Below are 22,087 nucleotides of genomic sequence, written 5' to 3'. Positions count from 1 at the left end.
GAGCCTTACGGAATTTCCGTGAGGCTCTTTTTTTGTGTGTATCTTCACCAATCTGAAAAAAGAGAGAGCTTTTGGTCACAAAGGGCGCCAATCTCTCATATCTTACAGTAGATTTTGAAACCGGTGATAGAGAATCGGACAAATTATCGGGTTGGTTTCTCTTATACGGGCGGTTTCGAATCCAATATTCACAGAGAAGAGGGGTAGAGATGAAAGCAGTCATTCTCTGCGGCGGAAAAGGAACGAGAATGAGCGAAATCACCAATGAACGTCCCAAACCGCTCGCCATGATAGGCGGCAAACCGATTCTATGGCATATTATGAAACTCTATCAATACTATGGCGTGAACGAATTTATCCTGCTTCTTGGTTTCAAAGGAGAGATGATTAAGGAATATTTCTTAGATTATGACTGGAAGAATCACAGCATGACGCTGGACAGCTCTACCGGAGAAGTGCGGATATTGGGAACATCCGAGCCGTGGAAAATCACTTTTTTAGACACGGGGGAACACACGCAGACAGCGGGGCGGCTTCTACAGGCGAAGGACATCATCGGTGATGAAACCTTTCTTATGACGTACGGGGACGGACTGGCGAACATCAACCTGTTTCATCTGATCAGCTATCATCAATCAAAAGGGGCTGCGGCAACCGTCACCGGTATAGAAAAGACCTCGCAATTCGGAACGCTGACGGTTGAAGACGGTATGGCGAAAAGCTTTTCTGAAAAAACCTCAAGTGACGGCATCATCAACGGCGGATTTTTCGTGCTCAGCCCGAAGGTATTTGATTATCTGCCGAAAGACAGGGACGTCATGTTTGAAGAAGGTCCGCTGAAGGAGCTGGCGAAAGACGGCGAATTGGCGGTATACCGGCATTACGGTTTCTGGACGGCGATCGATACGTATAAAAATCTGCTGGAAATCAACAACATGTGGGACCGGGGACAACATGTATGGAAGGTATGGTGATCAAGTTTGAGTTTCTGGAAAAATAAAAATGTGTTTGTGACGGGATGTACAGGTCTTTTAGGAAGCTGCTTGGTGAAGGAACTGATCGATCAGGGGGCCAATGTGACGGGACTTGTCCGAGACACTGTGCCCAAGTCGAACCTGTATCAGGGAGAACAAGTGAAGCAAATGAATATCGTGCAGGGCGCGCTTGAGGATCTGGATGTGATTGAACGGGCGCTGGGCGAATATGAAATTGACACGGTCTTTCATTTAGCCGCTCAGGCGATCGTCGGCGTCGCAAACCGCAATCCGATTTCCACATTTGAAGCCAATATTCTCGGCACATGGAACATCCTTGAAGCGTGCCGCAGGCATCCGCTCATCAAGCGGGTGATCGTCGCGTCCAGTGATAAAGCGTACGGCGACCAGCCGACACTGCCGTACGATGAAAACATGCCTCTTCAGGGCAAACATCCGTATGACGTATCAAAAAGCTGTGCCGATTTGTTAAGCCACACATATTTTAATACGTACGGACTTCCGGTCTGTATTACGCGCTGCGGCAACTTGTACGGCGGCGGAGATTTGAACTTCAATCGGATTATTCCGCAGACGATTCAGCTCGTGCTGAACGGTGAAGCGCCGGAAATCCGCAGCGACGGCACATTTATCCGTGATTATTTTTACATCGAGGATGCGGTCGAGGCATACCTTTTGCTGGCGGAAAAGATGGAGGAGCTCAATCTTGCGGGAGAAGCGTTCAACTTCAGCAATGAGATTCAGCTGACGGTGCTGGAGCTTGTAGAAAAAATTCTTAAGGCCATGGACAGTGACCTCAAGCCGAAAGTGCTCAACCAGGGAAGCCATGAAATCAAGCACCAATATTTATCGGCGGAAAAGGCGAGGAAGCTTCTGAATTGGACGCCCGCGCATACCATTGATGAAGGATTGGAAAAAACGATCGAATGGTATAAAGCCTTTTTTCAAAAGTAACAGAAACAGAGGTGAGAGAAAGACGTGACAAGCGCATATTGCACAGTTTTATCAAAAGGAAGGCTGTATCAGGCTATCGCTTTGTTCGGCTCATTGAAAGCGGTTCAGGCGGACGCCCCCATTTTTACGTTGTGTATGGATCAAGACACCTATGACGTGCTTCAGGCAATGCGGCCGGATAATGTTACCTTGATTCAGGTGTCCGCACTGGAAAATGAGGAGCTCCTTGAACTGAAGCGGACGAGAGATCAGAGCGAATACTGCTGGACGGTGAAGCCGGTATTTCTCGAATTCGTGCTGGACGGACATCCGGAATTAGAGCGTGTCACGTACATTGATGCCGATTTGTTTTTCTTCGCTGATCCGCGCGCGATTTTTGACAATCAGCCGGATTGTTCGGTGCTTCTGTCACGGGGCGATATCGTCATTCCCTCATTTGAAAAACAGGAAATCGACATGCTGCAGCGTCTTTTAGGCCGGTATAATTCCGGTTTTCTCAGCTTCAAAACCGACAGTGCCGGCACAGATTGTCTCAGATGGTGGAAAGAACGCTGCCTGGAAGAATGCAAAAATGCGCCGGGCGAAGGAAAATTCGGAGATCAAGGCTACTTGGATTACATGTCCGGCCTGTTCCCGAATGTGTGTGACATCACCACGCCCGGCGTGAATATCGGACATTGGAATTACGGCCGCCACACATTTTCATGGAAGGACGGGCGTCTTGTGCTTGAAGACGGAAGTCCGCTGATTTTCTATCATTTCAGCGGATACCGGATCGTTACAGCCGGCGACATTCGGCAGATTCATGAGACGGACCGGACCGATCTGCCGTTTGTCCATCAGCTTTATCAGGACATTCTGAAGCGGGTGATCGGGACGGTCAGCGCCGTCTGCTCGGAGTTCAGCGGTTTTGCATCTGAGGATGATAACAAATAAATGATCATATACAGGAAGTGAACGAAAAGTGAAGGCAAGCGTCATTGTTCCCGCATATAATTCCAAGGAGAGGCTTTATAACAGCCTGCTGTCCCTGAATGAACAGGAATGCACAGAGCCGTTCGAAGTGATTGTGGCTGACAACGGTTCGGAAGACGGAACCTTATCCATGCTTGAATCATTCAGCGCGAATTTTCCGCTGATTTTTGTGAGAATTAAAGAAAACAGAGGGATCGCTTACGGCCGGAATCAGGCGGTCCGCAATGCCAGAGGTGATATTTTGATCTTCCATGACAGCGATATGCTTGCTGAAAAAGATTTGGTGGCGAAGCATATCAAGGCTCATGAGAACCGGGACGATCTTGTCGTATGCGGTATGTTCTGGAAGCGGATTTACAGCTTTTATTATGACCGTTTTGAAAAAGAGCATAAGGAAAAACTCGCCGAACTGTATGAAGAGCTGCCGGGCGATAAAGAGCCGCTCCTTGATGAAAGTGACATCAGAGACGGAAGTTTTCTTGACCAATGCTTTGATTTAGATACCGACTTTATCCGTGTGCTGAAAAGCATTTTGGAAAAATACGGAGATGATTTGAACGGCTACCGTCTGCCGTGGCGTTTTTTCATTACGAACAATTCGTCAGTCAAGAGACAGCACGTGGCAGATCTCGGCCTGTTTGATGAAGGCATTGTCAGATACGGCTTTGAAGATTATGATCTCGGCATCAGGCTTCATCAGTCGGGAATGAGATTTCAGCTGCGGCGCGATATCATGAGCGTCCATCAGGAGCATCCGAGCAACTGCGCTTCCGTTGATGACATCAGGGCGAATATCGCGTACATGTGCGACAAGTACAATGACATTCATTCGCTTGACGTGCACCTCGCGTTTAACGGCCCGTTTGACGCGGAGTTAACCAACAGCATGATGGCAGACATCGAAGTGCTGCTTGATTATGAGAAATATGAAAGTCTGCTGCACATTTTTCTCGAGCTGCTGCACGCGGTTAAAGACCGCAACCTCGACCCGGACTGGAAGACGAAAAGCCCGCGTATCACGGCGAACAGCTTCAATCTGCCGGAGGTCGGAAAGCTTTTGGCAAAAGCGGAAAAAAAGCTGGGCGTCACGCACTTTGCAAGGGCGTTCAAAGCGCTGGCTGCTGATTTACTGCATGTGGATCTTAAATAAATTGGATGTGATATGGTGAGTAAATATCATTTTTCAACCATTGTTTCCAGAACGCATATCTTTAAACTGATGCCGATGATTCATTCTCTCCATGAGCATTGCCGGGATTTTCATCTGTATGTGCTGTGTGTCGATCAAAAAGCGTACGAACTGCTTCATCAGGTGCCGTGGGAACATGTCACGGCGGTTCAGCTCCATGAAATGGAGGACCCGGAGCTGCTTGAAGCAAAGGGCGGCCGGACGTTTCATGAATATTGCTGGACGCTGAAGCCGGCATTTCTGTTCCATGTGATGACAGAGTATGATGAAGCTGAATATTTTGCCCACTTGGACACCGATCTCTTTTTCTTCTCAGATGCGGGCGAGCTGTTTGCGGAAAAGCCGGATGCTTCCCTTTTTCTGACGGATCACCGCAATTCAGAACGGTTTGCGTCTTATTACAAGCTGACGGGGCAGTACAACACCGGGTTTGTCGGCGCGCGGAATACCGGGGAAGCGTATCGGGCTGTCTGGCAGTGGAGACAGGATTGTATCTCCTATTGTACGGTGGAGATGAATGAAGAAAAAAAGACATACGGTGACCAAAGGTATGTTGAAAAGTGGCCCGCGCAGTTTGAAGACGTTCATGTCACGGAGTCGATCGGCGCGAATGCGGCGCTGTGGAATATTGAGCAATATGACGTCAGCCTGCGCGACGGGGCTGTATATGTCAATGACACCCCGCTGATTTTTTATCATTTTTCAGGCTTTACGCTCGTCACGGAGAACGAATTCAATCTGTGCTGGTACTATCACATTGATGACAAGGCGACAGTCAATATGATTTACGTGCCGTACATCAAAAACGTAAAAAAATGGATTGATGAAATTCAAAAAGCGTTTCCTGATTTCAGAGACGGGTTTATTCCGAAATATGCGGTTCCTGACACTCATTTTTATACGGTTGAAACATAAAATCCCTGCCGAAAAGGCAGGGATTATTTTTATGAATGCCATTCTTTTAATGTTTTGTCGCTCGGCAGGACAAAGGCGAGCAGACCTAAAACGGGCAGAAAGGCGACGGCTGTCATGGTTGGCGTCAATCCCGCTGAATCAATAAGAGCTCCGAGCGCAACCGCTCCGATCGCGCCCATTCCGAAGGCGAGCCCGACCGTAAGCCCTGACATTGTTCCGATTTTGCCGGGAACAAGCTCCTGCGCGTAGACAACCGTCACGGAGAAGCTGGACATCAGAACAACACCGATCAGCGCCAGTACGCCATAGGCGATGACAGGCCCCGCAAACGGAAGAAAAATCGTCAATGGAGCCGATGCTATCATCGAAACGATGATGACGTTCCGCTTTCCGAAACGATCTGCAAGCGGCCCGCCGAGAAACGTTCCGACTGCTCCGAAAAATAAAAAGACGAAGATGTAGCTCTGTGCCTGCTGAATGCTGACATGATAGGCATTCATCGCATAGAACGTATAAAAGTTGCCGATCGCGCTCACATACCAGGAGCGCGCGAAAATTAAGAAGATAATCATGATAAGGGCGAGAATAATCGGTTTTGTAATCACGGTCTGCACAGCGGAGGCCGGTGATTTTTTACTTACGGCGCGCAAATGAATAAGGCGGCCTTTATACCATTTGGCGATATAAATGAGAAACAGCACAGCGACTGCGGCGACAAGCGTAAACCAGACAGAGCCGAATTGACCGAGCGGAACGAGAATCAGCGCGGTAATCAAGGGCGCCATCGCCTGGCCGGTATTCCCTCCGACTTGGTAAATCGATTGCGCCAAGCCGCGCTTTTCGCCGGCGGCCATGTAGGCGACACGCGATCCTTCAGGATGAAAGACGGCGGAGCCAAGGCCGATAAAAAAGACACAGCATAAAATCGTCAGAAAAGACGGGGCGAACGCGAGACCTAAAATGCCGAGCATGCTTGCGGTGAGTCCGAGCGGCAAAGCATACGGCATCGGGCGTTTATCTGTATACCAGCCGATGACGGGCTGCATCACGGAAGACACCATATTCAGCGTAAAGGCGATCATTCCGAGCTGCGTAAATGTAAGATTCATGGAACGTTCCAAAATCGGAAACATCGCCGGAATCACCGCTTGCAGTGAATCGTTCAGCAGATGACAGATCCCGATAATGAACAAAATAGAATACATGGTTGTCTCAGGACGATTGACAGGTTTTTCTTTAAGCGGGGCGGCAATGGCCAAAGTGATTCTCCTCCTTTTTATGTAAACGAAGCATACACCATATTATTCATAAGGTGAATGAATTATCAAGTGCAAAAAAGGCTCTTCTTTCTCAAACAGAAAAAAGAGCCTCCCTTTTTATTTATTTAACAAACTGTGTTTTCTCGAATACATCATATAAACGACGATCCCGGCGGCGATCCAGATGACAAAGGCGAGCCATGTCACGCCCGGCAGGCTGCTTGCGAGATACAGGCATAAGCATGCGCTGATGATCGGCACAACAGGCACGAAAGGAACACGGAAGGAAGATTTGATCTCCGGATGTTTCTTTCTCAAAACGATGACGGCGATCGCAATGACCGTAAAGGCCGCCAAGGTTCCCATATTGACGAGGTGCGCCAAGGTTCCCAGATCAATAAAACCCGCGATCCCGGCGGCAACGATCCCCGTCACCCATGTGTTTTGAAACGGTGTTTTAAAACGCGGATGAACCTTGGAAAACATGCGTGGCAAAAGGCCGTCTCTGCTCATCGCAAATGTAAGGCGCACCTGAGCGTAAAGCAGAGCGAGCATGACCGTTGTAATCCCGATAATCGCGCCGACGGAAATAATGCCTGCTATCTTGTTCTGGCCGACAAATTGGAGCGCGAAAGATACCGGATCTCCGACATTCAGCTTGGTGTACGAAAGCATTCCCGTCAGGACGAGCGATACCGTAATGTAAAGGATGGTGCAGATGGCGAGCGCGCCGATGATTCCGACCGGCATTGATTTCTGCGGGTTTTTCACTTCCTCCGACGCGTTTGACACGGCATCAAATCCGAGATACGCGAAGAAAACGGTCGCGGCGCTCGTGATGACGCCTTTCATTCCGAACGGCATAAACGGCGACCAGTTTTCCGGTTTCACGTAGCCGAAACCGACGATGATAAACAGCAGAATGATCGCAATTTTCATCAATACAATGACATTGTTAAAGCGGGTGCTTTCTTTCACGCCCCTTGAAACAATCGCGGTAATGACCAAAATAATGATAACAGCCGGCAGGTTGAACACGGCACCCGTTTTGCTGCCGGGTGCGGCGGTCAGCGCCTCCGGAAGATGCAGCCCGAAGCCTGCAAGAAGCGACTGGAAATAGGATGACCAGCCGGTTGCGACGGCGGCGAGCGCGATGACATATTCAAGCATTAAGTCCCATCCGATTAAAAACGCGAGACACTCCCCGAGAGTGACATATGAATACGTATATACGCTGCCTGAAATCGGAATCGATGAAGAAAATTCCGCATAACAAAACGCGGCGAGCGCGCAGGCAAGGCCCGCGAGCACAAACGACAGAATCAAAGCCGGTCCTGCGCCTGTCGCGGCCACAGTCCCGGTAATCACAAAAATCCCCGTGCCGACAACACAGCCGATTCCGAGCAAAACCAAGTCAAAAGCGCTTAACGAGCGGGACAGGTTGGTCTGTTTGCTCTGGGCCTTTAAGTCGGCCAGCGGCTTTTTCCGAAATAGTAAAGACATATGGGTCCTCCTGAAAATTCATAATATTCTTATCATTATATACACTGACGTTTGTATTATATTGTCGAAATTTCTCGCAGTCAATTAAAGAATTTTCCACTTTAAAAGGACAAAGCTAAAAAGCGTCGATGCACGGAAGGAACGGGAATTTTATTGTGAAATAGTTCAATTTTCTCACCTTAAGACCGATACAAAAGATGACTCATCAACTAATTTCAAGTTTCGGTGAAAGGGAGATGTTTACATGTTTCAATATGAAGAACTAAATAAGCAGTTTATCGGCGGCCGATGGAGGGATGGAAGCAGCCGGAACGTATTGGAAAACAGAAATCCTTATACTCAAAAAGTCATCACCTCATTCCAAAAAGCGACGTCTGATGACGTGGATGCGGCATATCGCGCCGCGGCTCTTGCGAAACAAGAATGGGACAAAGTAAACCCTTTTAAAAAGCGGGCCATTTTGGAAAACGCCGTTTCTTTCATTGAAGAGCACGAAGAAGCGATTATTTACTTAATCATGGAGGAGCTTGGCGGAACACGGCTGAAGGCTGAGTTTGAAATCGGACTTGTCAAAAATATGATAAAAGAAGCCGCAACATTTCCGGTGCGGATGGAAGGAAAAATTCTCCCGTCCACGATTGACGGAAAAGAAAACAGACTGTACAGAATACCCGCCGGAGTCGTGGGGGTGATCAGCCCGTTTAATTTCCCGTTTTTCCTTTCGATGAAATCTGTTGCGCCGGCACTCGGCGCGGGGAACGGCGTCGTGCTGAAGCCTCATGAAGAAACACCGATCTGCGGCGGAACGCTTATCGCGAAAATTTTTGAAGCGGCCGGCGTACCGGACGGGCTGCTGAATGTTATCGTGACGGATATCGGGGAGATCGGCGACAGCTTTGTTGAGCATCCCGTGCCGCGGATTATCTCATTTACAGGCTCAACCGGAGTGGGCAGCTATATCGGACAGCTTGCGGTCAAACACTTTAAAAAACCGCTGCTGGAGCTTGGCGGAAACAGCGCGCTGATCGTGCTTGAGGATGCTGATCTTGAATACGCCGTCAATGCGGCCGTATTCAGCCGGTTTACGCATCAAGGCCAGATCTGTATGTCGGCGAACCGCGTGCTCGTTCACACATCTGTATATGACAAATTTACAGAGCTTTACGAAGCGAAAGTGTCATCGCTGAAAGTCGGCGATCCGATGGACCCTGATACGGTTATCGGTCCTTTAATCAATGAGAGGCAGGCGGAAGGTCTGAGACGGTCTGTCGAAAAAGCGATAGAAGAGGGAGCGGTTCCGGTGCTGTCCGGCCGATTCAGCGGAACGGTCGCTGAGCCCGTCATTTTAAAAGATGTGAAACCTGAGATGAGCATCGCGAAGGAGGAGCTGTTCGGACCGGCCGTCTGCATCATGCCGTTTGAAACGGAGGATGAAGCGGTAAGCATCGCAAACGCGACACCGTTCGGTTTAAGCGGAGCCGTGCATACGGCAAACGTTGAGCGCGGCGTTGAGTTTGCTAAGCGGATCGAAACCGGCATGATTCACGTCAACGATACGACCATTAATGATGAACCGAACGTCGCGTTCGGCGGCGAGAAACAATCAGGTCTCGGCAGGCTGAACGGCGAATGGAGCCTTGAAGAATTCACCACGCTGAAATGGATTTCGGTTCAGCATGAAAAACGGCAATTCCCATATTAAGAAGGAGTGAAAGAAATGAGTATACAGACGGAGCAGCAAACGCACAGCCTGCTTGACGCTTTTGTCAAAGTTGCGCCTTTTTTAAACAGCCTGATCCAAGATGACATCACCATCGGAATTTATGATACAGAAAAATTAATCGTGAATATTCCGGCTAAAACGTTTTCTCTTAATGTAAAGCCGGGAGACCCGCTGCAAAAAGGGGACATCATTACAGACGCGATCCGCATGAATCAGAAGAAGACAAGCATGGTGCCGAAAGAGCTGTTCGGATTTCCGCTGATCGCCAGAGCGATTCCGCTTCACGATGAAAACGGAAAAGTCATCGGCGGCGTCGGTCTCGGCACGAGCCTTGAAAAATCAGCCAAGCTTCACGATGTCGCTGAGAGCCTGTCCGCCGTCGTGGAACAGACCGCTTCGGCCATCGTGGATATCTCAGAATCCATCAGCGGTTTCTCAGCACAGATGACCGGGATTTCCACTCAGGCGAAACAAGTCAGTGAAAGCGCGGGAGAAATCGCCGACATTTCCGTCACTGTCAAGGGCATCTCGGATCAAAGCAATCTGCTCGGTTTGAATGCGGCCATTGAAGCCGCGAGAGCAGGAGAATCCGGCAAGGGCTTTTCCGTGGTGGCGGATGAGATCCGCAAACTTGCCACTCATTCAAAAGACAACGTCGGCCAAATTGACCAGATTACGAAAAAAATCCACAGCCTGCTGAAAGGGCTGGAGGACTCTATTGAATCCATCAACCAGAACACAAACGGCCAAGCGGCGGCGGTTGAACAAATTTCTGCCACGATGCAGGAAATTTCGGGAAGCGCCCAGCATTTAGCGAAAATGGCTGAAAACGTACTCGGAGAGTCATAAAAAAAGGGAGCTTACGGGCTCCTTTTTTGTTTTCCCTTTATCAATCGGAAACTGCACTTACACGTTTGATCCATCATGCTCAGGGGTACACATACGAATACATCACCAATGATAAAGGAGAGTCTTGTATGTCTGATGCAAATCTGCACAACCCGCTGACGAAATATGATCATGATGAATTTCCAAAACAATATCAAGAACCGCCCGGTTTGCAAAAAGAGATGAAGCCTGTGCCGGACTGCGGTGAAACAAGCTATAAAGGAGCCGGCAAGCTGAAGGGAAGAAAAGCCCTCGTCACCGGCGGCGATTCAGGTATCGGCCGGGCCGCCGCGATTGCTTATGCCCGGGAAGGGGCGGATGTGGCGATTAACTATCTGCCTGAGGAACAGCCGGATGCCGAAGAAGTGAAAGCGTTAATTGAAAAAGAGGGAAGAAAAGCCGTTCTGCTGCCGGGAGATTTAAGCGATGAAGCGTTTTGCGGAGAATTGGCGGAAAAAGCGTATCAAGAGCTTGGCGGTCTTGACACGCTCGCTCTTGTCGCCGGCAAACAGCAGGCAGTGGATGATATCAGCGATCTTGCCACAGAACAAATCTATCAAACATTTGAAGTCAACGTATTCTCACTGTATTGGCTCGTCAAAGCGGCGCTTCCGTATTTGCCGGAAGGCGCGTCTATTATCACGACAACATCCGTAGAAGGGTATAATCCAAGCCCGATGCTGTTGGATTATGCCGCGACGAAACATGCCATTATCGGTTTTACCGTCGGCTTAGGAAAGCAGCTGGCGAATAAAGGAATCAGAGTCAACTCGGTAGCGCCGGGGCCGATCTGGACGCCGTTGCAGATTTCGGGAGGGCAGCCCGGTGAAAACATTCCGAAATTCGGCAAGGAAACACCGGCCGTTCCATTAAAGCGCGCCGGACAGCCGGCGGAGCTGGCAGGGATTTATGTCTTTTTGGCCTCAGAAGAATCGAGCTATGTGACATCCCAGATTTACAGTGTAAGCGGAGGAATTCCGACAGCGTAATCAATAAGGAGCTGCCCTACATACGGGGGCAGCTCTTTTTTTGATGTTATGTGCCGAGCACGTTTTGATTATACAGGACACTCGGATGTGACGGATGATAGGAGGCGGCTTTGTCGTTATGAATCTTCGCTTTTTCTCTGTCGCCGAGCTGCCAGTGGCAGACGCAGAGCTGCAGATGGGGATACCAGGTGGAATATTCGAGCTGGGTAAAGCCTGCATCACTGCTTTTGGCGGATAGGGCGAGCTCATACCAAAACACGCCCTGCCGGTATTGCCGTTTCTCCGCAAAATAGTCGCCGAGCCTGCAGCAGAACTCCGGCCGCGGACAATCGATCAGAAATGATTTTAAGAGAGACGTCATGGCGGCCTCTTCATGGCCGACCGCCCTGTAGCAATCGGATAGATATTGGCACGTTCTGATCTCGTCTTCGATCCAGCACTGTTTTGTGGAAAGAAAATGGTGATAATACGTGATGGCGCGCTGATACTGGCCGTGATCCTTTAATTCATTCGCGAAGTAAAACAAATCGCGCGGTGTCATCGTTTCACTGTTTTCCGCCATTTTCTCATAAATCTTCAAGTTGCGGTCTGAGGGAGGCGAGTGCTTTTTCTCGGATTTCCGGTGTGTGACGGCAATATCGGTTTCTATGATGTTTCCGTATACTTCAAGATACTCATGCACGGCTCCGATCCAGCGGAACCCTTTTTCACGCTTGACGAGTCGGTTGCGGCGGTATCTGAAGCTGACCTCTCCCCGAGCATCAAAGCCGACGTGATAATACATGGATACCGCGTCCACCTCTTTTGAAAGCGACGCCTTCAGTTCAATCAGCTTTTCACGGTCCTTTTCCGTCAGTATATCGTCGGCGTCCAGCCACAGAATATAATCCATTTCCGCTTTCGAAAACACAAAATTACGGGCGGCCGCAAAGTGATCGATCCATTCAAAATCATAAATCTTATCCGTATAACGGGCCGCAATTTCTTTCGTCCGGTCGGTCGAGCCCGTATCAGCAATCACAATTTCATCCGCAATGTCTTTGACGGAATCAAGACAGCCCGCAAGCACTTCCTCTTCATTTTTCACGATAACGCACAAACTGACGCTGATCATGTCATCACCTCTTCACCTCCAGTGTATAAAAGGAGAGGCGGAAACATTCTTCGGACAAAATGATCTCTTCCAAGAAATTTGTCTGTCCTTTTACTAGTTTTATTCCAGCGCCTGATTTAAAATGAACACATGAACTTACGTGAGGATTGATAGGGACCATGAGCATCATAAAAGCGGAAAACCTTTATAAAACATACGGAGATAAGACATTATTCGACCATATCTCCTTTCATATTGAAGAGAATGAAAGAATCGGTTTAATCGGCCCGAACGGAACGGGGAAGTCTACGCTTCTGAAAACCATTGCCGGCCTTGAATCAACGGAGGAAGGCGAGATTACGGCCTCAGGAAACGTGCATATTGAGTTTTTGCATCAGGACCCTGAGCTTCCGGCCGGACAAACCGTACTTGAGCATATTTATTCCGGCGGATCAGCCGTCATGAGAACGATGAGAGAATACGAAAAAGCGCTTCAGGCGCTGAATGAAGAACCGGAAAATGACCAGCGCCAGAAACAGCTGCTTGATGCGCAGGCCCGAATGGACGCGAATGATGCGTGGGAGGCGAATACGTTAGCCAAAACGGTTTTAACCAAACTTGGCGTCACCGATCTGATGAAGGATGTCAGCGAGCTGTCCGGCGGCCAGAGAAAGCGCGTCGCGATTGCGAAAAACGTCATCCAGCCGGCTGACCTGCTCATTTTGGATGAACCGACAAACCACTTGGACAATGAAACGATTGAATGGCTGGAAGGCTACTTATCGCAATATCCGGGTGCCGTTATGCTTGTCACGCACGACAGATATTTTCTGAACAGGGTGACGAACAGAATTTACGAGCTTGAGAGAGGAAGCCTTTATACGTATAAAGGAAACTATGAAGTATTCTTGGAAAAACGGGCCGAACGGGAAGCGCTGGCGGAGCAAAAAGAAACAAAACGTCAAAACCTCCTGCGCCGCGAATTGGCGTGGCTCAGAAGAGGGGCGAAAGCGCGCTCGACGAAACAAAAAGCGAGAGTGGACAGAGCGGAGGCGCTCAAGGAGCAAAAAGGGCAGGCAGTCTCCGGATCACTCGATTTCGCGATCGGCTCACACCGTCTCGGAAAACAGGTGATCGAAGCCGATAACGTCACCATTACCTATAACGGCCAAGCGCTGATCAGCCGGTTTAATGAGCTTGTCATCCCGGGGGAAAGAATCGGCATCATCGGGCCGAACGGAATCGGAAAAACGACACTTTTAAACAGCCTCGCCGGCAGAATTCAGCCTGACAGCGGCAATATCACCATCGGGCAGACGGTCCGGATCGGCTACTACACCCAGGACCACAGCGAAATGAACGGCGATATGAAAGTCATTGAATATATAAAAGAGACGGCTGAAATCGTCAAAACGGCGGAAGGCGATGTCATCACCGCGGAACAAATGCTTGAGCGTTTTCTGTTCCCGCGTCCGATGCAGCAGACGTATATCAGAAAGCTGTCGGGCGGGGAAAAGCGCCGTCTGTACTTGCTGAATGTACTGATGCAGGAACCGAATGTGCTGTTTTTAGATGAGCCGACCAATGATCTGGACACGGAAACATTAAGCGTGCTCGAAGATTATATCGAACAGTTCTCAGGCGTCGTCATCACCGTATCCCATGACCGCTATTTCCTTGACCGCGTCATTGACCGCCTGATCGTATTTGAAGGACAAGGTGTCATTTCCCGTTTCCAAGGTTCGTACAGTGAATACATGGAACACGCAAAAGCGAAGAAGACGGCGGTAAAACAGCCGGCCGAAGAGAAAAAGGCGGAAGAAGAGCCGAAGAAAAAACGCAAAAAGCTTTCATATAAGGATCAGATCGAATGGGACGGCATCGAAGACAAAATCGCCGGCCTTGAAGAAAAGCATCAGCGTCTGGAAGCGGAAATCGCTGAAGCGGGAAGTGATTTCGGAAAGATTCAAGAACTGATGGCCGAACAGGCAAAAACGGCTGAAGAGCTTGAAGCGGCGATGGAGCGCTGGACCGAATTGTCACTGATGATTGAAGAACTTGAGAATTAAGAAAAGCCGGTACGGCCCCCGAGAAGATGGCGGGTCATACCGGCTTTTTTTATCTTGCACAGATGTTTCCCGGCGCTTTAAAGACAAACGTTTTGTCCAAACCAAGTTTATCAGGCATAAAAAGTTTACGTTTACGTTAAGGTTCAAATGGTGTATAATAGAAACAGATACGACAAGAGGGGGATTCACCTTGGAATGGATGAAGATTGATCAAGTTGCCAAGCGAAGCGGATTGACAAAACGAACCATTCGTTTTTACGAGGAGATTGGTTTGATTCCTGCTCCTAAACGGACAGAAGGCGGCGTCCGGCTTTACTCTGAAGATGATATGGAGGAGCTCGAAAAAGTAACCAGCACAAAAGAAGTGCTCGGTTTTTCCCTTCAGGAGCTTCAGCAGTTTATGGAGATGAGCCGTCAGCTGGAATTAAACAAAGAGGGGTACTTGTTGTCACTGGATCCGAAGGAACGGAAAGAAAAGCTGGAAGAGATTCAGCACGCTTTGAACCACCAGCTTGAGATGATTGATGAGAAGATCAGCACATTTCAGCATTTTAAAACGCGCCTTAACGGAATGAAAGAAAAAGCTGAACGCGCCATTCAATCAATCGAATGATTTTGCTGTAAACGCTATGGATATAGCGTTTCTTTTAATGGATGAAACAGGAGGTCTGGTCAAATGGATACATCATCACAACAGAAAACAGGCTTATTCAGCCAGCCGAAAGCCGTTTGGGCGGTTGCGTTTGCCTGTGTTATTTCCTTTATGGGAATCGGTCTTGTCGATCCGATTCTTCCGGCGATCGCCGCACAATTACATGCTTCACCTAGTGAAGTATCTCTGTTATTTACAAGTTATTTGCTCGTTACCGGTTTTATGATGTTTTTCTCCGGCGCGATTTCAAGCCGGATCGGCGCAAAATGGACGCTGCTTCTCGGACTTATTTTTATCATCGTGTTTGCCGCCCTTGGCGGAAGCTCAAGTTCAATCGCTCAGCTTGTCGGCTATCGCGGCGGCTGGGGGCTTGGGAATGCTCTCTTTATTTCAACCGCGCTTGCCGTCATTGTCGGGGTATCTGTCGGCGGCAGCGCCAAAGCTATTATTTTGTATGAGGCCGCGCTCGGCTTGGGGATTTCCGTCGGGCCGCTTGCCGGCGGAGAGCTTGGCAGCATTTCATGGCGCGCTCCGTTCTTCGGAGTGTCTGTCCTCATGTTCATAGCGCTTTGCGCGATTTCACTCATGCTGCCGAAGCTGCCGAAACCGGCGAAACGCGTCGGTGTGTTTGATGCGATGAAGGCGCTCAAATATAAAGGCCTTTTGACAATGGCAGTATCTGCATTCTTATACAACTTTGGATTTTTTATTTTGCTTGCTTATTCTCCGTTCGTGCTGGATTTAGATGAACACGGCCTTGGATACGTCTTCTTCGGCTGGGGGTTATTGCTGGCAATTACGTCAGTCTTTACGGCGCCGCTCTTGCACAAAGCGCTGGGAACAGTGCGTTCGCTCGTCGTTCTCTTTATCGCCTTTGCGGTCATTCTCATCGTCATGGGGATCTGGACTGACCATCAGACGTTGATCATTACGTGTATCGTTGTCGCCGGTGCTGTTCTCGGTATGGTGAATACGATCATGACAACCGCTGTGATGGGTTCTGCGCCGGTTGAACGTTCAATCGCGTCTTCAGCCTACAGCTCAGTCCGTTTTATCGGCGGTGCGCTCGCTCCGTGGATTGCGGGAATGCTGTCAGAACACTTCACCGCAAGCACTCCATATACAGTAGGCGGGATCGTCGTTTTTGTCGGCATGCTTGTCCTTCTCATGGGACGCAAACATCTCGCCGGAATAAAAGCCGGACATTAAGAAAAAAAGGAACTTCCGCACAGGCGGGAGTTCCTTTTTGTGTTTACAGCACTTTCGTCGTCCAAGATTCACAATTCCATGTTTCCGTTGCGATATCCATGTAGAACTCGGGTTCGTGGGAAATCAGCAGAATGGAGCCTTTGTATTCTTTCAGCGCGCGTTTCAGCTCTTCTTTCGCATCGACATCCAGGTGGTTTGTCGGTTCGTCAAGCACGAGCAGGTTTGTTTCTGAATTGATCAGCTTGCACAATCTGACCTTCGCTTTTTCTCCTCCGCTGAGAACGGAGACGCGGCTTTCAATGTGTTTGGTCGTCAGGCCGCATTTGGCGAGGGCGGCGCGGATTTCGTACTGGGTAAAGGAAGGAAATTCGCTCCACACTTCTTCGATGCACGTATTGTTATTGGTTTCTTTCACTTCCTGCTCGAAATAGCCCGTGTATTGATGCTCGCCCCGTTCCACCGTGCCTTCCAGCGGCTGGATTTCACCGAGCAGGCTTTTTAACAGCGTCGTTTTCCCGATGCCGTTTGCGCCGTACAGGGCGACTTTCTGTCCGCGCTCCATTCTGAGATTGAGCGGGCGTGACAGCGGAGTATCGTAGCCGATGACTAAGTCCTTCGTTTCAAAAATGAGCTTGCCTGACGTTCTCGCAGGCTTGAAATGGAATTCCGGTTTCGGTTTTTCGGCCGCCAGTTCGATCATATCCATCTTATCAAGCTTTTTCTGGCGGGACATCGCCATATTTCTCGTGCTGACCCGCGCTTTGTTGCGGGCGACGAAATCTTTCAGCTCAGCCACTTCCTGCTGCTGTTTTTTATAGGCGGCTTCGAGCTGCTGTTTTTTCACTTCGTATACTTCCATAAACTGATGGTAGTCGCCGACATAACGCGTCAGCTCCTGATTTTCCACATGATAAATCAAATTGATCACGCTGTTTAAAAACGGAATGTCGTGAGAAATTAAGATGAACGCATTTTCATATTCCTGCAAATAGCGTTTCAGCCATTCAATATGCTGTTCATCAAGGTAGTTGGTCGGTTCGTCCAACAGAAGGATTTCCGGTTTTTCCAAAAGCAGTTTGGCGAGCAGCACTTTCGTCCGCTGTCCGCCGCTTAAATCTGTGACGTCGCGGTCAAGTCCGACATCCTGCAGGCCGAGGCCGCGGGCGATTTCTTCAACTTTGCTGTCAATCACGTAGAAATCATTGTTTGTCAGGGCGTCTTGAATGACACCGACATCTTCAAGCAGCTGCTCAAGCTCATCAGGGTCTGCTTCGCCCATTTTGTTGTAAATCTTATTCATTTCCTCTTCCATTGCAAATAAGTAATGGAACGCATCCTTCAGCACGTCGCGGATCGTTTTTCCTTTTTCAAGCACGGTATGCTGATCGAGGTAGCCGACACGCACGTTTTTCGCCCATTCAACCTTACCTTCATCAGGCTCAAGTTTTCCGGTAATAATATTCATAAACGTTGATTTACCTTCGCCGTTTGCTCCGATTAAGCCGACGTGTTCCCCTTTTAAAAGACGGAACGATACATTGTTAAAAAGCGCACGGTCACCGAAGCCGTGGCTTAAATCTTTTACGGATAAAATACTCATCATTACACCTCTATCGTTATCAGACACGTTTTATTTATCATGTGTCTTTCTCATTTATGATTATAAAGGAGGAGACCGTTTGTTAAAAGGCTTGGAAGGAAAAAGAAAATTGCGTTTGGCGCGTGCATTTGAGATACTATGGAGTAGATTTTAAGAATTGAGGAGAACGACATGACCCAAACATGGCCATTTTTACAGCATACACAACCATTTATCGCCGAAAACTGGGAGGCCTCAGGCTTTCAGGAGCCGACCGTCATTCAGGAAAAAGCCGCTCAGGTGATTATGGAAGGGAAAGACGTCATCGCAGAATCCCCGACGGGAACGGGAAAAACATTGGCGTACACGCTTCCGGTGATGGAGCGGATCAACCCGGAACAGAAACATCCGCAAGTGATCATTTTAGCGCCGTCCCGCGAGCTTGTGATGCAGATTTTTCAAGTGATTCAGGATTGGAAAAAAGGCTCCGATCTTCGCGCTTTGTCTTTGATCGGCGGGGCAAACGTGAAAAAGCAGGTGGAGAAGCTCAAAAATAAACCGCATATCATTGCCGGCACACCGGGCAGGGTGCTCGAATTGATTCAGGCGAAAAAGCTGAAAATGCATGAAGTCAAGACGATCGTTCTTGATGAAGCGGATCAGCTCGTGACAAAGGAACACCGCGAAACGATGAAAAAAATCATTAAAACGACGCTGAAAGACCGACAGCTTTTAAGCTTTTCCGCTACGCTGCAGCCGGAAACAGAACAGGTGCTGAATACCATCGCGCACGAACCGGCCGTTTTGAAAGTGGAGCGGAATACGGCGGAAAAAGCGCGTGTCACACATCAATATCTCGTCTGTGATCAGCGGGATAAAGTGAAGCTTTTGCAAAAACTGTCACGGCTGAACGGCATGCAGGCGCTCGTGTTCGTCAGAGATATCGGGAATTTAAGCGTCTATGCGGAAAAACTCGCCTATCACCATGTGGACCTCGGCATCCTGCACGGAGAAGCGAAAAAAATGGAGCGGGCAAAGATATTATCAGCGTTTGAACGGGGAGAATTTCCGCTTCTTCTGGCGACTGACATTGCGGCGCGCGGACTCGATATCGATGATCTTCCGTACGTCATTCACGCGGACATCCCGAATGAAGACGGATATATCCACAGATCCGGCCGGACGGGGCGGGCCGGTAAAGAAGGAACCGTACTCAGCCTTGTCACGCCGATGGAAGAATCCAAACTGAAAAAAATGGCCAAATCACTCGGAATTGAGCTGAAAGAGGCCGTTTATTCAGGCGGAAAACTATCTGAGAAATAAGAAACGGAGGGCGGGAAGCCCTTCTTTTTTTTGTTGTAAAATAATGGAATATGAATTCAGGCGGGGGAGTGGGAAGATGGTTTCAATAGACAGATGTCAAATATTGAAGGAACCTGAGCTGAAAATACTTGAACACGGGTTTAAGAACGATAATATCAGACGGAGAATGGATGCGATGCTGCCATTAGACGCGTGGTATGCACGATTGAGTGAAGATGAAGACGATACTGTCATTATGGCATATGACGGGCAGCTTCCGGCAGGCATGGTCTCTATAGAATTTGTGGAGGAGCGGGCGTATATCGGATTGATCGTCAATCCTTTGTACCAGCTTCAAGGGTACGGAAAACAGATCTTGCAAAAACTGCTGACTGATCCTGGGTTTACCGGCGTGCGGGAATGGGCGGCAAGCATCGAAAAAGACAATCAAATCAGTTTAGCCTGCTTTCAAGCAGCGGGATTCACTTTGGAAGATACGGAGCCGGATGAAGACGGCTTTCTTACTTTGATTCTTCGCGGCTGATGCGAAAAAGCAGAAAAGGAGGGGACAAAGCCCTCCTTTTTTTTATCATCATGTTAACTTAGATCACTGACTTTGATGATCTGTTTGCCTTTGTTTTCTCCTTTAAACAGGCCGAGGAACGCGTCAGGAATATTTTTGAATCCTTCCGTAATCGTTTCTTCATAGTGGAGCTTTCCGTCTTTGAGCCATTCGGCCAATTGTTTCGCGCCTTCGGAAAAGCGGTCAGCATAATCACTGACGATGAATCCCTGCATCAGCGCTTTTGTTTTGATCAGCTTCGGCTGGACGCGGGGGCCCATGTCTTCTTCTTCACTTTCGGTATTGTACGATGAGATCGCTCCGCATACCGGAATGCGGGCGAATTCATTCAGCAGGTTTATCACCGCATCTGAAATCGGTCCGCCGACATTGTCAAAATAGACATCGATGCCGTCAGGACATGCCTGTTCCAGCGCTTTTTGAATATCATCCGCCGTTTTGTAATTAATGGCTTCATCAAATTGAAGCTCCTCTTTCAAATACGCGATTTTTTCATCAGATCCGGCGATGCCGACAACCCGCGCGCCTTTGATTTTGGCAATCTGTCCGACTGTTGAGCCGACGGCGCCCGCCGCGCCTGAAACGACGACGGTTTCGCCTTTTTTCGGACGGCCGATATCGAGCAGCCCGAAGTAAGCGGTCAGTCCGGTCATCCCTAAAATGCCGAGATACGCCTGGGCGGGTGCGATATCCGTATCCAACTTGCGGAGGGCGGACTCATTGACGGCTGAATATTCCTGCCACGCGAGATTTCCGATCACAACATCTCCTTTTTTCAGCTTATCGCCGTCTGTCAGAACCTCGGCAATCACTCCGCCTGTTATGGCTTCATCTAAAGCGAACGGCTCTACATATGATTTTGTATCTTGCATCCGTCCGCGCATGTACGGATCAACGGACACATAACTTGTTTTCACAAGCACTTCGCCGTCTTTCGGTTCGGGCACGGCAATCGTTTCAAAGCGGAAATCGTCATGGGCGGGAACGCCTTTGGGGCGTCTTGCCAATTGAATTTGCTGCTGATGATTCGGCATACTGAATCCTCCTTCAAGATAAGTGGTTGTTCCAAATGTAACACGAACCATTTCCCGATTACAAAATCAAACCGTCAGCGGCCATAAAAAAAGAAGGGCCAGGGCCCTTCTTTCCTTATATGCATATTTAATAGAATAACCGGTACACATCGGTGTTTTTCTCATGTTCCAAATATTCATAGGCATTTGTTTTTGAAGAATGAAGCATGTCAGCGGTAATCACGGGCTGAAGCGCGGTCAGATAAGAATTCAGCCTATTTTCAATTTCTGTCGGCAGAACGGATTCGATATCACCGATATTGATAATGATAGAGAAAACGAAATCGATATTAATATGAAAAGTATCTTCAGCAAAGGCCGTAAGCTCTTTTATTCCATCCGGGCAGCGGGTATGCCGGCGGAATACCTGCTTCACTAAATCACTGACAACCCAAGCGTTAAATCGCTGTTCCGGTGAAAAGTAATGAATAGGAACCACCTCCCTGCTTAATCGGCTCATGAAGATTTTTATTTTTCTGATAAAAGTTGCTTTTTCTACTGTAACATGTCCCGCCAGAAAATATCCACCGACAATCTGCCCGTTTTCCCACTGAACTCTCTTTCTTTTGTTTGATCCTTGATTGATCGGGTAAACATCCAATATACAAAACAAAAGGGAGGACTTATCAATGAAACCGGTAGTAAGAGAATATACAAATGATCAAAAACTGATGCAGGACGTAAAAGAGCTTCAGCAGCTGGGTGTTGCAAAAGAGGACGTATATGTGCTTTCACATGATGACGACAGAACGGACCGCCTGGCCGATAATACTGATGTCAATACCATCGGAGCGAAAGAAACGGGCATTAAACACGCGGTCGGCAATATGTTTAATAAAAAAGGCGACGAGCTCCGCAACAAAATTCACGAAATCGGCTTTTCAGAAGAGGAAGCGTCACAATTTGAAAAGCGCTTAGATGAAGGAAAAGTTCTTCTGTTTGTCACGGATAACGAAAAAGTAAAGTCATGGGCGTAAGCTGAACAGATCCCAAGGGGTTTTCGGTCCCTTGGGATTTTTTTGCGGTTTCCGCAATAAAACCGAAAGGCACATTCTGTACATTTTCGGTGCTGTTTCTCAACTGATTTGATACAATTCGATTGTAATAAATTGGAACAAAGAATCAGGAGGAGCACAA

The 22,087-nt window shown here is 48.6% G+C and carries 20 protein-coding genes; 14 read left to right on the top strand and 6 right to left on the bottom strand.

Annotation, left to right across the window (positions count from 1 at the left end; genetic code table 11):
- The first annotated feature begins 209 nt into the window (after positions 1–209).
- From BXO87_RS18845 to BXO87_RS18825, 5 genes are read left to right on the top strand one after another with little or no spacing between them, the layout of a single operon-like run.
- Complete coding sequence (locus tag BXO87_RS18845) at positions 210–974, top strand: glucose-1-phosphate cytidylyltransferase (RefSeq protein ID WP_038457235.1); 765 nt, start codon at positions 210–212, stop codon at positions 972–974.
- Positions 975–980: 6 nt separating this feature from the next.
- Positions 981–1,949, top strand: coding sequence for a GDP-mannose 4,6-dehydratase (locus BXO87_RS18840; protein ID WP_012117042.1), 969 nt, complete (start codon positions 981–983; stop codon positions 1,947–1,949).
- 24 nt (positions 1,950–1,973) lie between these two features.
- Positions 1,974–2,885, top strand: coding sequence for a putative nucleotide-diphospho-sugar transferase (locus BXO87_RS18835; protein WP_038457237.1), 912 nt, complete (start codon positions 1,974–1,976; stop codon positions 2,883–2,885).
- 28 nt (positions 2,886–2,913) lie between these two features.
- Positions 2,914–4,074: a glycosyltransferase family 2 protein gene (locus tag BXO87_RS18830; protein WP_007408950.1), complete on the top strand. Its 1,161-nt coding sequence runs from the start codon at positions 2,914–2,916 to the stop codon at positions 4,072–4,074.
- 15 nt (positions 4,075–4,089) lie between these two features.
- Positions 4,090–5,028: a putative nucleotide-diphospho-sugar transferase gene (locus BXO87_RS18825; RefSeq protein WP_038457238.1), complete on the top strand. Its 939-nt coding sequence runs from the start codon at positions 4,090–4,092 to the stop codon at positions 5,026–5,028.
- Between the two features lie 29 nt (positions 5,029–5,057).
- Here BXO87_RS18825 and BXO87_RS18820 read toward each other — a convergent pair whose 3' ends face one another.
- Together BXO87_RS18820 and bcaP are read right to left on the bottom strand one after the other, a co-directional pair.
- Positions 5,058–6,287, bottom strand: a complete 1,230-nt coding sequence (locus tag BXO87_RS18820; protein ID WP_038457240.1) for an MFS transporter — start codon at positions 6,285–6,287, stop codon at positions 5,058–5,060.
- A gap of 117 nt (positions 6,288–6,404) precedes the next feature.
- Positions 6,405–7,790, bottom strand: a complete 1,386-nt coding sequence (gene bcaP / locus BXO87_RS18815) for a branched-chain amino acid transporter BcaP (protein WP_038457242.1) — start codon at positions 7,788–7,790, stop codon at positions 6,405–6,407.
- 244 nt (positions 7,791–8,034) lie between these two features.
- Between bcaP and yfmT the strand changes: the two genes are divergently transcribed.
- From yfmT to BXO87_RS18800, 3 genes are all read left to right on the top strand, one after another.
- Positions 8,035–9,492 carry a benzaldehyde dehydrogenase gene (yfmT, locus tag BXO87_RS18810; protein ID WP_038457244.1) on the top strand — a complete coding sequence of 486 codons (1,458 nt, stop codon included), beginning with the start codon at positions 8,035–8,037 and terminating at the stop codon, positions 9,490–9,492.
- Positions 9,493–9,507: 15 nt separating this feature from the next.
- Positions 9,508–10,362, top strand: coding sequence for a methyl-accepting chemotaxis protein (locus tag BXO87_RS18805; protein WP_038457245.1), 855 nt, complete (start codon positions 9,508–9,510; stop codon positions 10,360–10,362).
- A gap of 128 nt (positions 10,363–10,490) precedes the next feature.
- Positions 10,491–11,390 (top strand): SDR family oxidoreductase, encoded by a 900-nt coding sequence (locus BXO87_RS18800; protein ID WP_007408956.1) that lies wholly within the window; start codon positions 10,491–10,493, stop codon positions 11,388–11,390.
- Positions 11,391–11,436: 46 nt separating this feature from the next.
- Here BXO87_RS18800 and BXO87_RS18795 read toward each other — a convergent pair whose 3' ends face one another.
- Positions 11,437–12,504, bottom strand: a complete 1,068-nt coding sequence (locus tag BXO87_RS18795) for a glycosyltransferase (protein ID WP_007609987.1) — start codon at positions 12,502–12,504, stop codon at positions 11,437–11,439.
- A 158-nt stretch (positions 12,505–12,662) separates the two neighbouring features.
- Between BXO87_RS18795 and BXO87_RS18790 the strand changes: the two genes are divergently transcribed.
- The 3 genes from BXO87_RS18790 (at position 12,663) to BXO87_RS18780 (ending at position 16,413) form a co-directional block, all read left to right on the top strand.
- Positions 12,663–14,552, top strand: a complete 1,890-nt coding sequence (locus tag BXO87_RS18790; RefSeq protein WP_038457247.1) for an ABC-F family ATP-binding cassette domain-containing protein — start codon at positions 12,663–12,665, stop codon at positions 14,550–14,552.
- Positions 14,553–14,742: 190 nt separating this feature from the next.
- Positions 14,743–15,165 carry a MerR family transcriptional regulator gene (locus tag BXO87_RS18785; protein ID WP_032872453.1) on the top strand — a complete coding sequence of 141 codons (423 nt, stop codon included), beginning with the start codon at positions 14,743–14,745 and terminating at the stop codon, positions 15,163–15,165.
- A 63-nt stretch (positions 15,166–15,228) separates the two neighbouring features.
- Positions 15,229–16,413 (top strand): MFS transporter, encoded by a 1,185-nt coding sequence (locus BXO87_RS18780; protein ID WP_032872451.1) that lies wholly within the window; start codon positions 15,229–15,231, stop codon positions 16,411–16,413.
- A 43-nt stretch (positions 16,414–16,456) separates the two neighbouring features.
- Here the strand turns inward: BXO87_RS18780 and BXO87_RS18775 are convergent, their stop codons facing one another.
- On the bottom strand, positions 16,457–18,013 hold the full coding sequence (locus tag BXO87_RS18775) for an ABC-F family ATP-binding cassette domain-containing protein (RefSeq protein WP_038457248.1): 1,557 nt from the start codon (positions 18,011–18,013) through the stop codon (positions 16,457–16,459).
- A 171-nt stretch (positions 18,014–18,184) separates the two neighbouring features.
- On the opposite strand from BXO87_RS18775, the gene BXO87_RS18770 reads away from it, so the two are divergent.
- Positions 18,185–19,315, top strand: a complete 1,131-nt coding sequence (locus tag BXO87_RS18770) for a DEAD/DEAH box helicase (RefSeq protein ID WP_038457249.1) — start codon at positions 18,185–18,187, stop codon at positions 19,313–19,315.
- Positions 19,316–19,391: 76 nt separating this feature from the next.
- A complete protein-coding gene (locus tag BXO87_RS18765) occupies positions 19,392–19,838 on the top strand; it encodes a GNAT family N-acetyltransferase (protein WP_038457250.1) in 447 nt (148 codons plus the stop codon).
- Positions 19,839–19,891: 53 nt separating this feature from the next.
- Here the strand turns inward: BXO87_RS18765 and BXO87_RS18760 are convergent, their stop codons facing one another.
- Together BXO87_RS18760 and BXO87_RS18755 are read right to left on the bottom strand one after the other, a co-directional pair.
- Complete coding sequence (locus BXO87_RS18760) at positions 19,892–20,911, bottom strand: NADP-dependent oxidoreductase (RefSeq protein WP_038457251.1); 1,020 nt, start codon at positions 20,909–20,911, stop codon at positions 19,892–19,894.
- Between the two features lie 127 nt (positions 20,912–21,038).
- Complete coding sequence (locus tag BXO87_RS18755; protein WP_050551736.1) at positions 21,039–21,389, bottom strand: DUF3212 family protein; 351 nt, start codon at positions 21,387–21,389, stop codon at positions 21,039–21,041.
- 190 nt (positions 21,390–21,579) lie between these two features.
- On the opposite strand from BXO87_RS18755, the gene BXO87_RS18750 reads away from it, so the two are divergent.
- On the top strand, positions 21,580–21,927 hold the full coding sequence (locus BXO87_RS18750; RefSeq protein WP_003155650.1) for a YflT domain-containing protein: 348 nt from the start codon (positions 21,580–21,582) through the stop codon (positions 21,925–21,927).
- Positions 21,928–22,087 lie beyond the last annotated feature (160 nt).

Origin of the sequence: Bacillus sp. GZB (genome assembly GCF_001975995.1) — a bacterium.
GTDB lineage: Bacteria > Bacillota > Bacilli > Bacillales > Bacillaceae > Bacillus > Bacillus velezensis.
The sequence above is the reverse complement of the archived record's forward strand: the minus strand, read 5'-3'. Positions and strand labels throughout refer to the sequence as shown.

Excerpts from the sequence above, each read along its gene's own strand:
- BXO87_RS18760 (WP_038457251.1), bottom strand. The coding sequence starts at position 20,911 with ATGCCGAATCATCAGCAGCAAATTCAATTGGCAAGACGCCCCAAAGGC.
- BXO87_RS18790 (WP_038457247.1), top strand. The coding sequence starts at position 12,663 with ATGAGCATCATAAAAGCGGAAAACCTTTATAAAACATACGGAGATAAG.
- BXO87_RS18770 (WP_038457249.1), top strand. The coding sequence starts at position 18,185 with ATGACCCAAACATGGCCATTTTTACAGCATACACAACCATTTATCGCC.
- yfmT (WP_038457244.1), top strand. The coding sequence starts at position 8,035 with ATGTTTCAATATGAAGAACTAAATAAGCAGTTTATCGGCGGCCGATGG.
- BXO87_RS18800 (WP_007408956.1), top strand. The coding sequence starts at position 10,491 with ATGTCTGATGCAAATCTGCACAACCCGCTGACGAAATATGATCATGAT.
- BXO87_RS18750 (WP_003155650.1), top strand. The coding sequence starts at position 21,580 with ATGAAACCGGTAGTAAGAGAATATACAAATGATCAAAAACTGATGCAG.
- BXO87_RS18775 (WP_038457248.1), bottom strand. The coding sequence starts at position 18,013 with ATGAGTATTTTATCCGTAAAAGATTTAAGCCACGGCTTCGGTGACCGT.
- BXO87_RS18780 (WP_032872451.1), top strand. The coding sequence starts at position 15,229 with ATGGATACATCATCACAACAGAAAACAGGCTTATTCAGCCAGCCGAAA.
- BXO87_RS18795 (WP_007609987.1), bottom strand. The coding sequence starts at position 12,504 with ATGATCAGCGTCAGTTTGTGCGTTATCGTGAAAAATGAAGAGGAAGTG.
- BXO87_RS18765 (WP_038457250.1), top strand. The coding sequence starts at position 19,392 with ATGGTTTCAATAGACAGATGTCAAATATTGAAGGAACCTGAGCTGAAA.
- bcaP (WP_038457242.1), bottom strand. The coding sequence starts at position 7,790 with ATGTCTTTACTATTTCGGAAAAAGCCGCTGGCCGACTTAAAGGCCCAG.
- BXO87_RS18805 (WP_038457245.1), top strand. The coding sequence starts at position 9,508 with ATGAGTATACAGACGGAGCAGCAAACGCACAGCCTGCTTGACGCTTTT.
- BXO87_RS18845 (WP_038457235.1), top strand. The coding sequence starts at position 210 with ATGAAAGCAGTCATTCTCTGCGGCGGAAAAGGAACGAGAATGAGCGAA.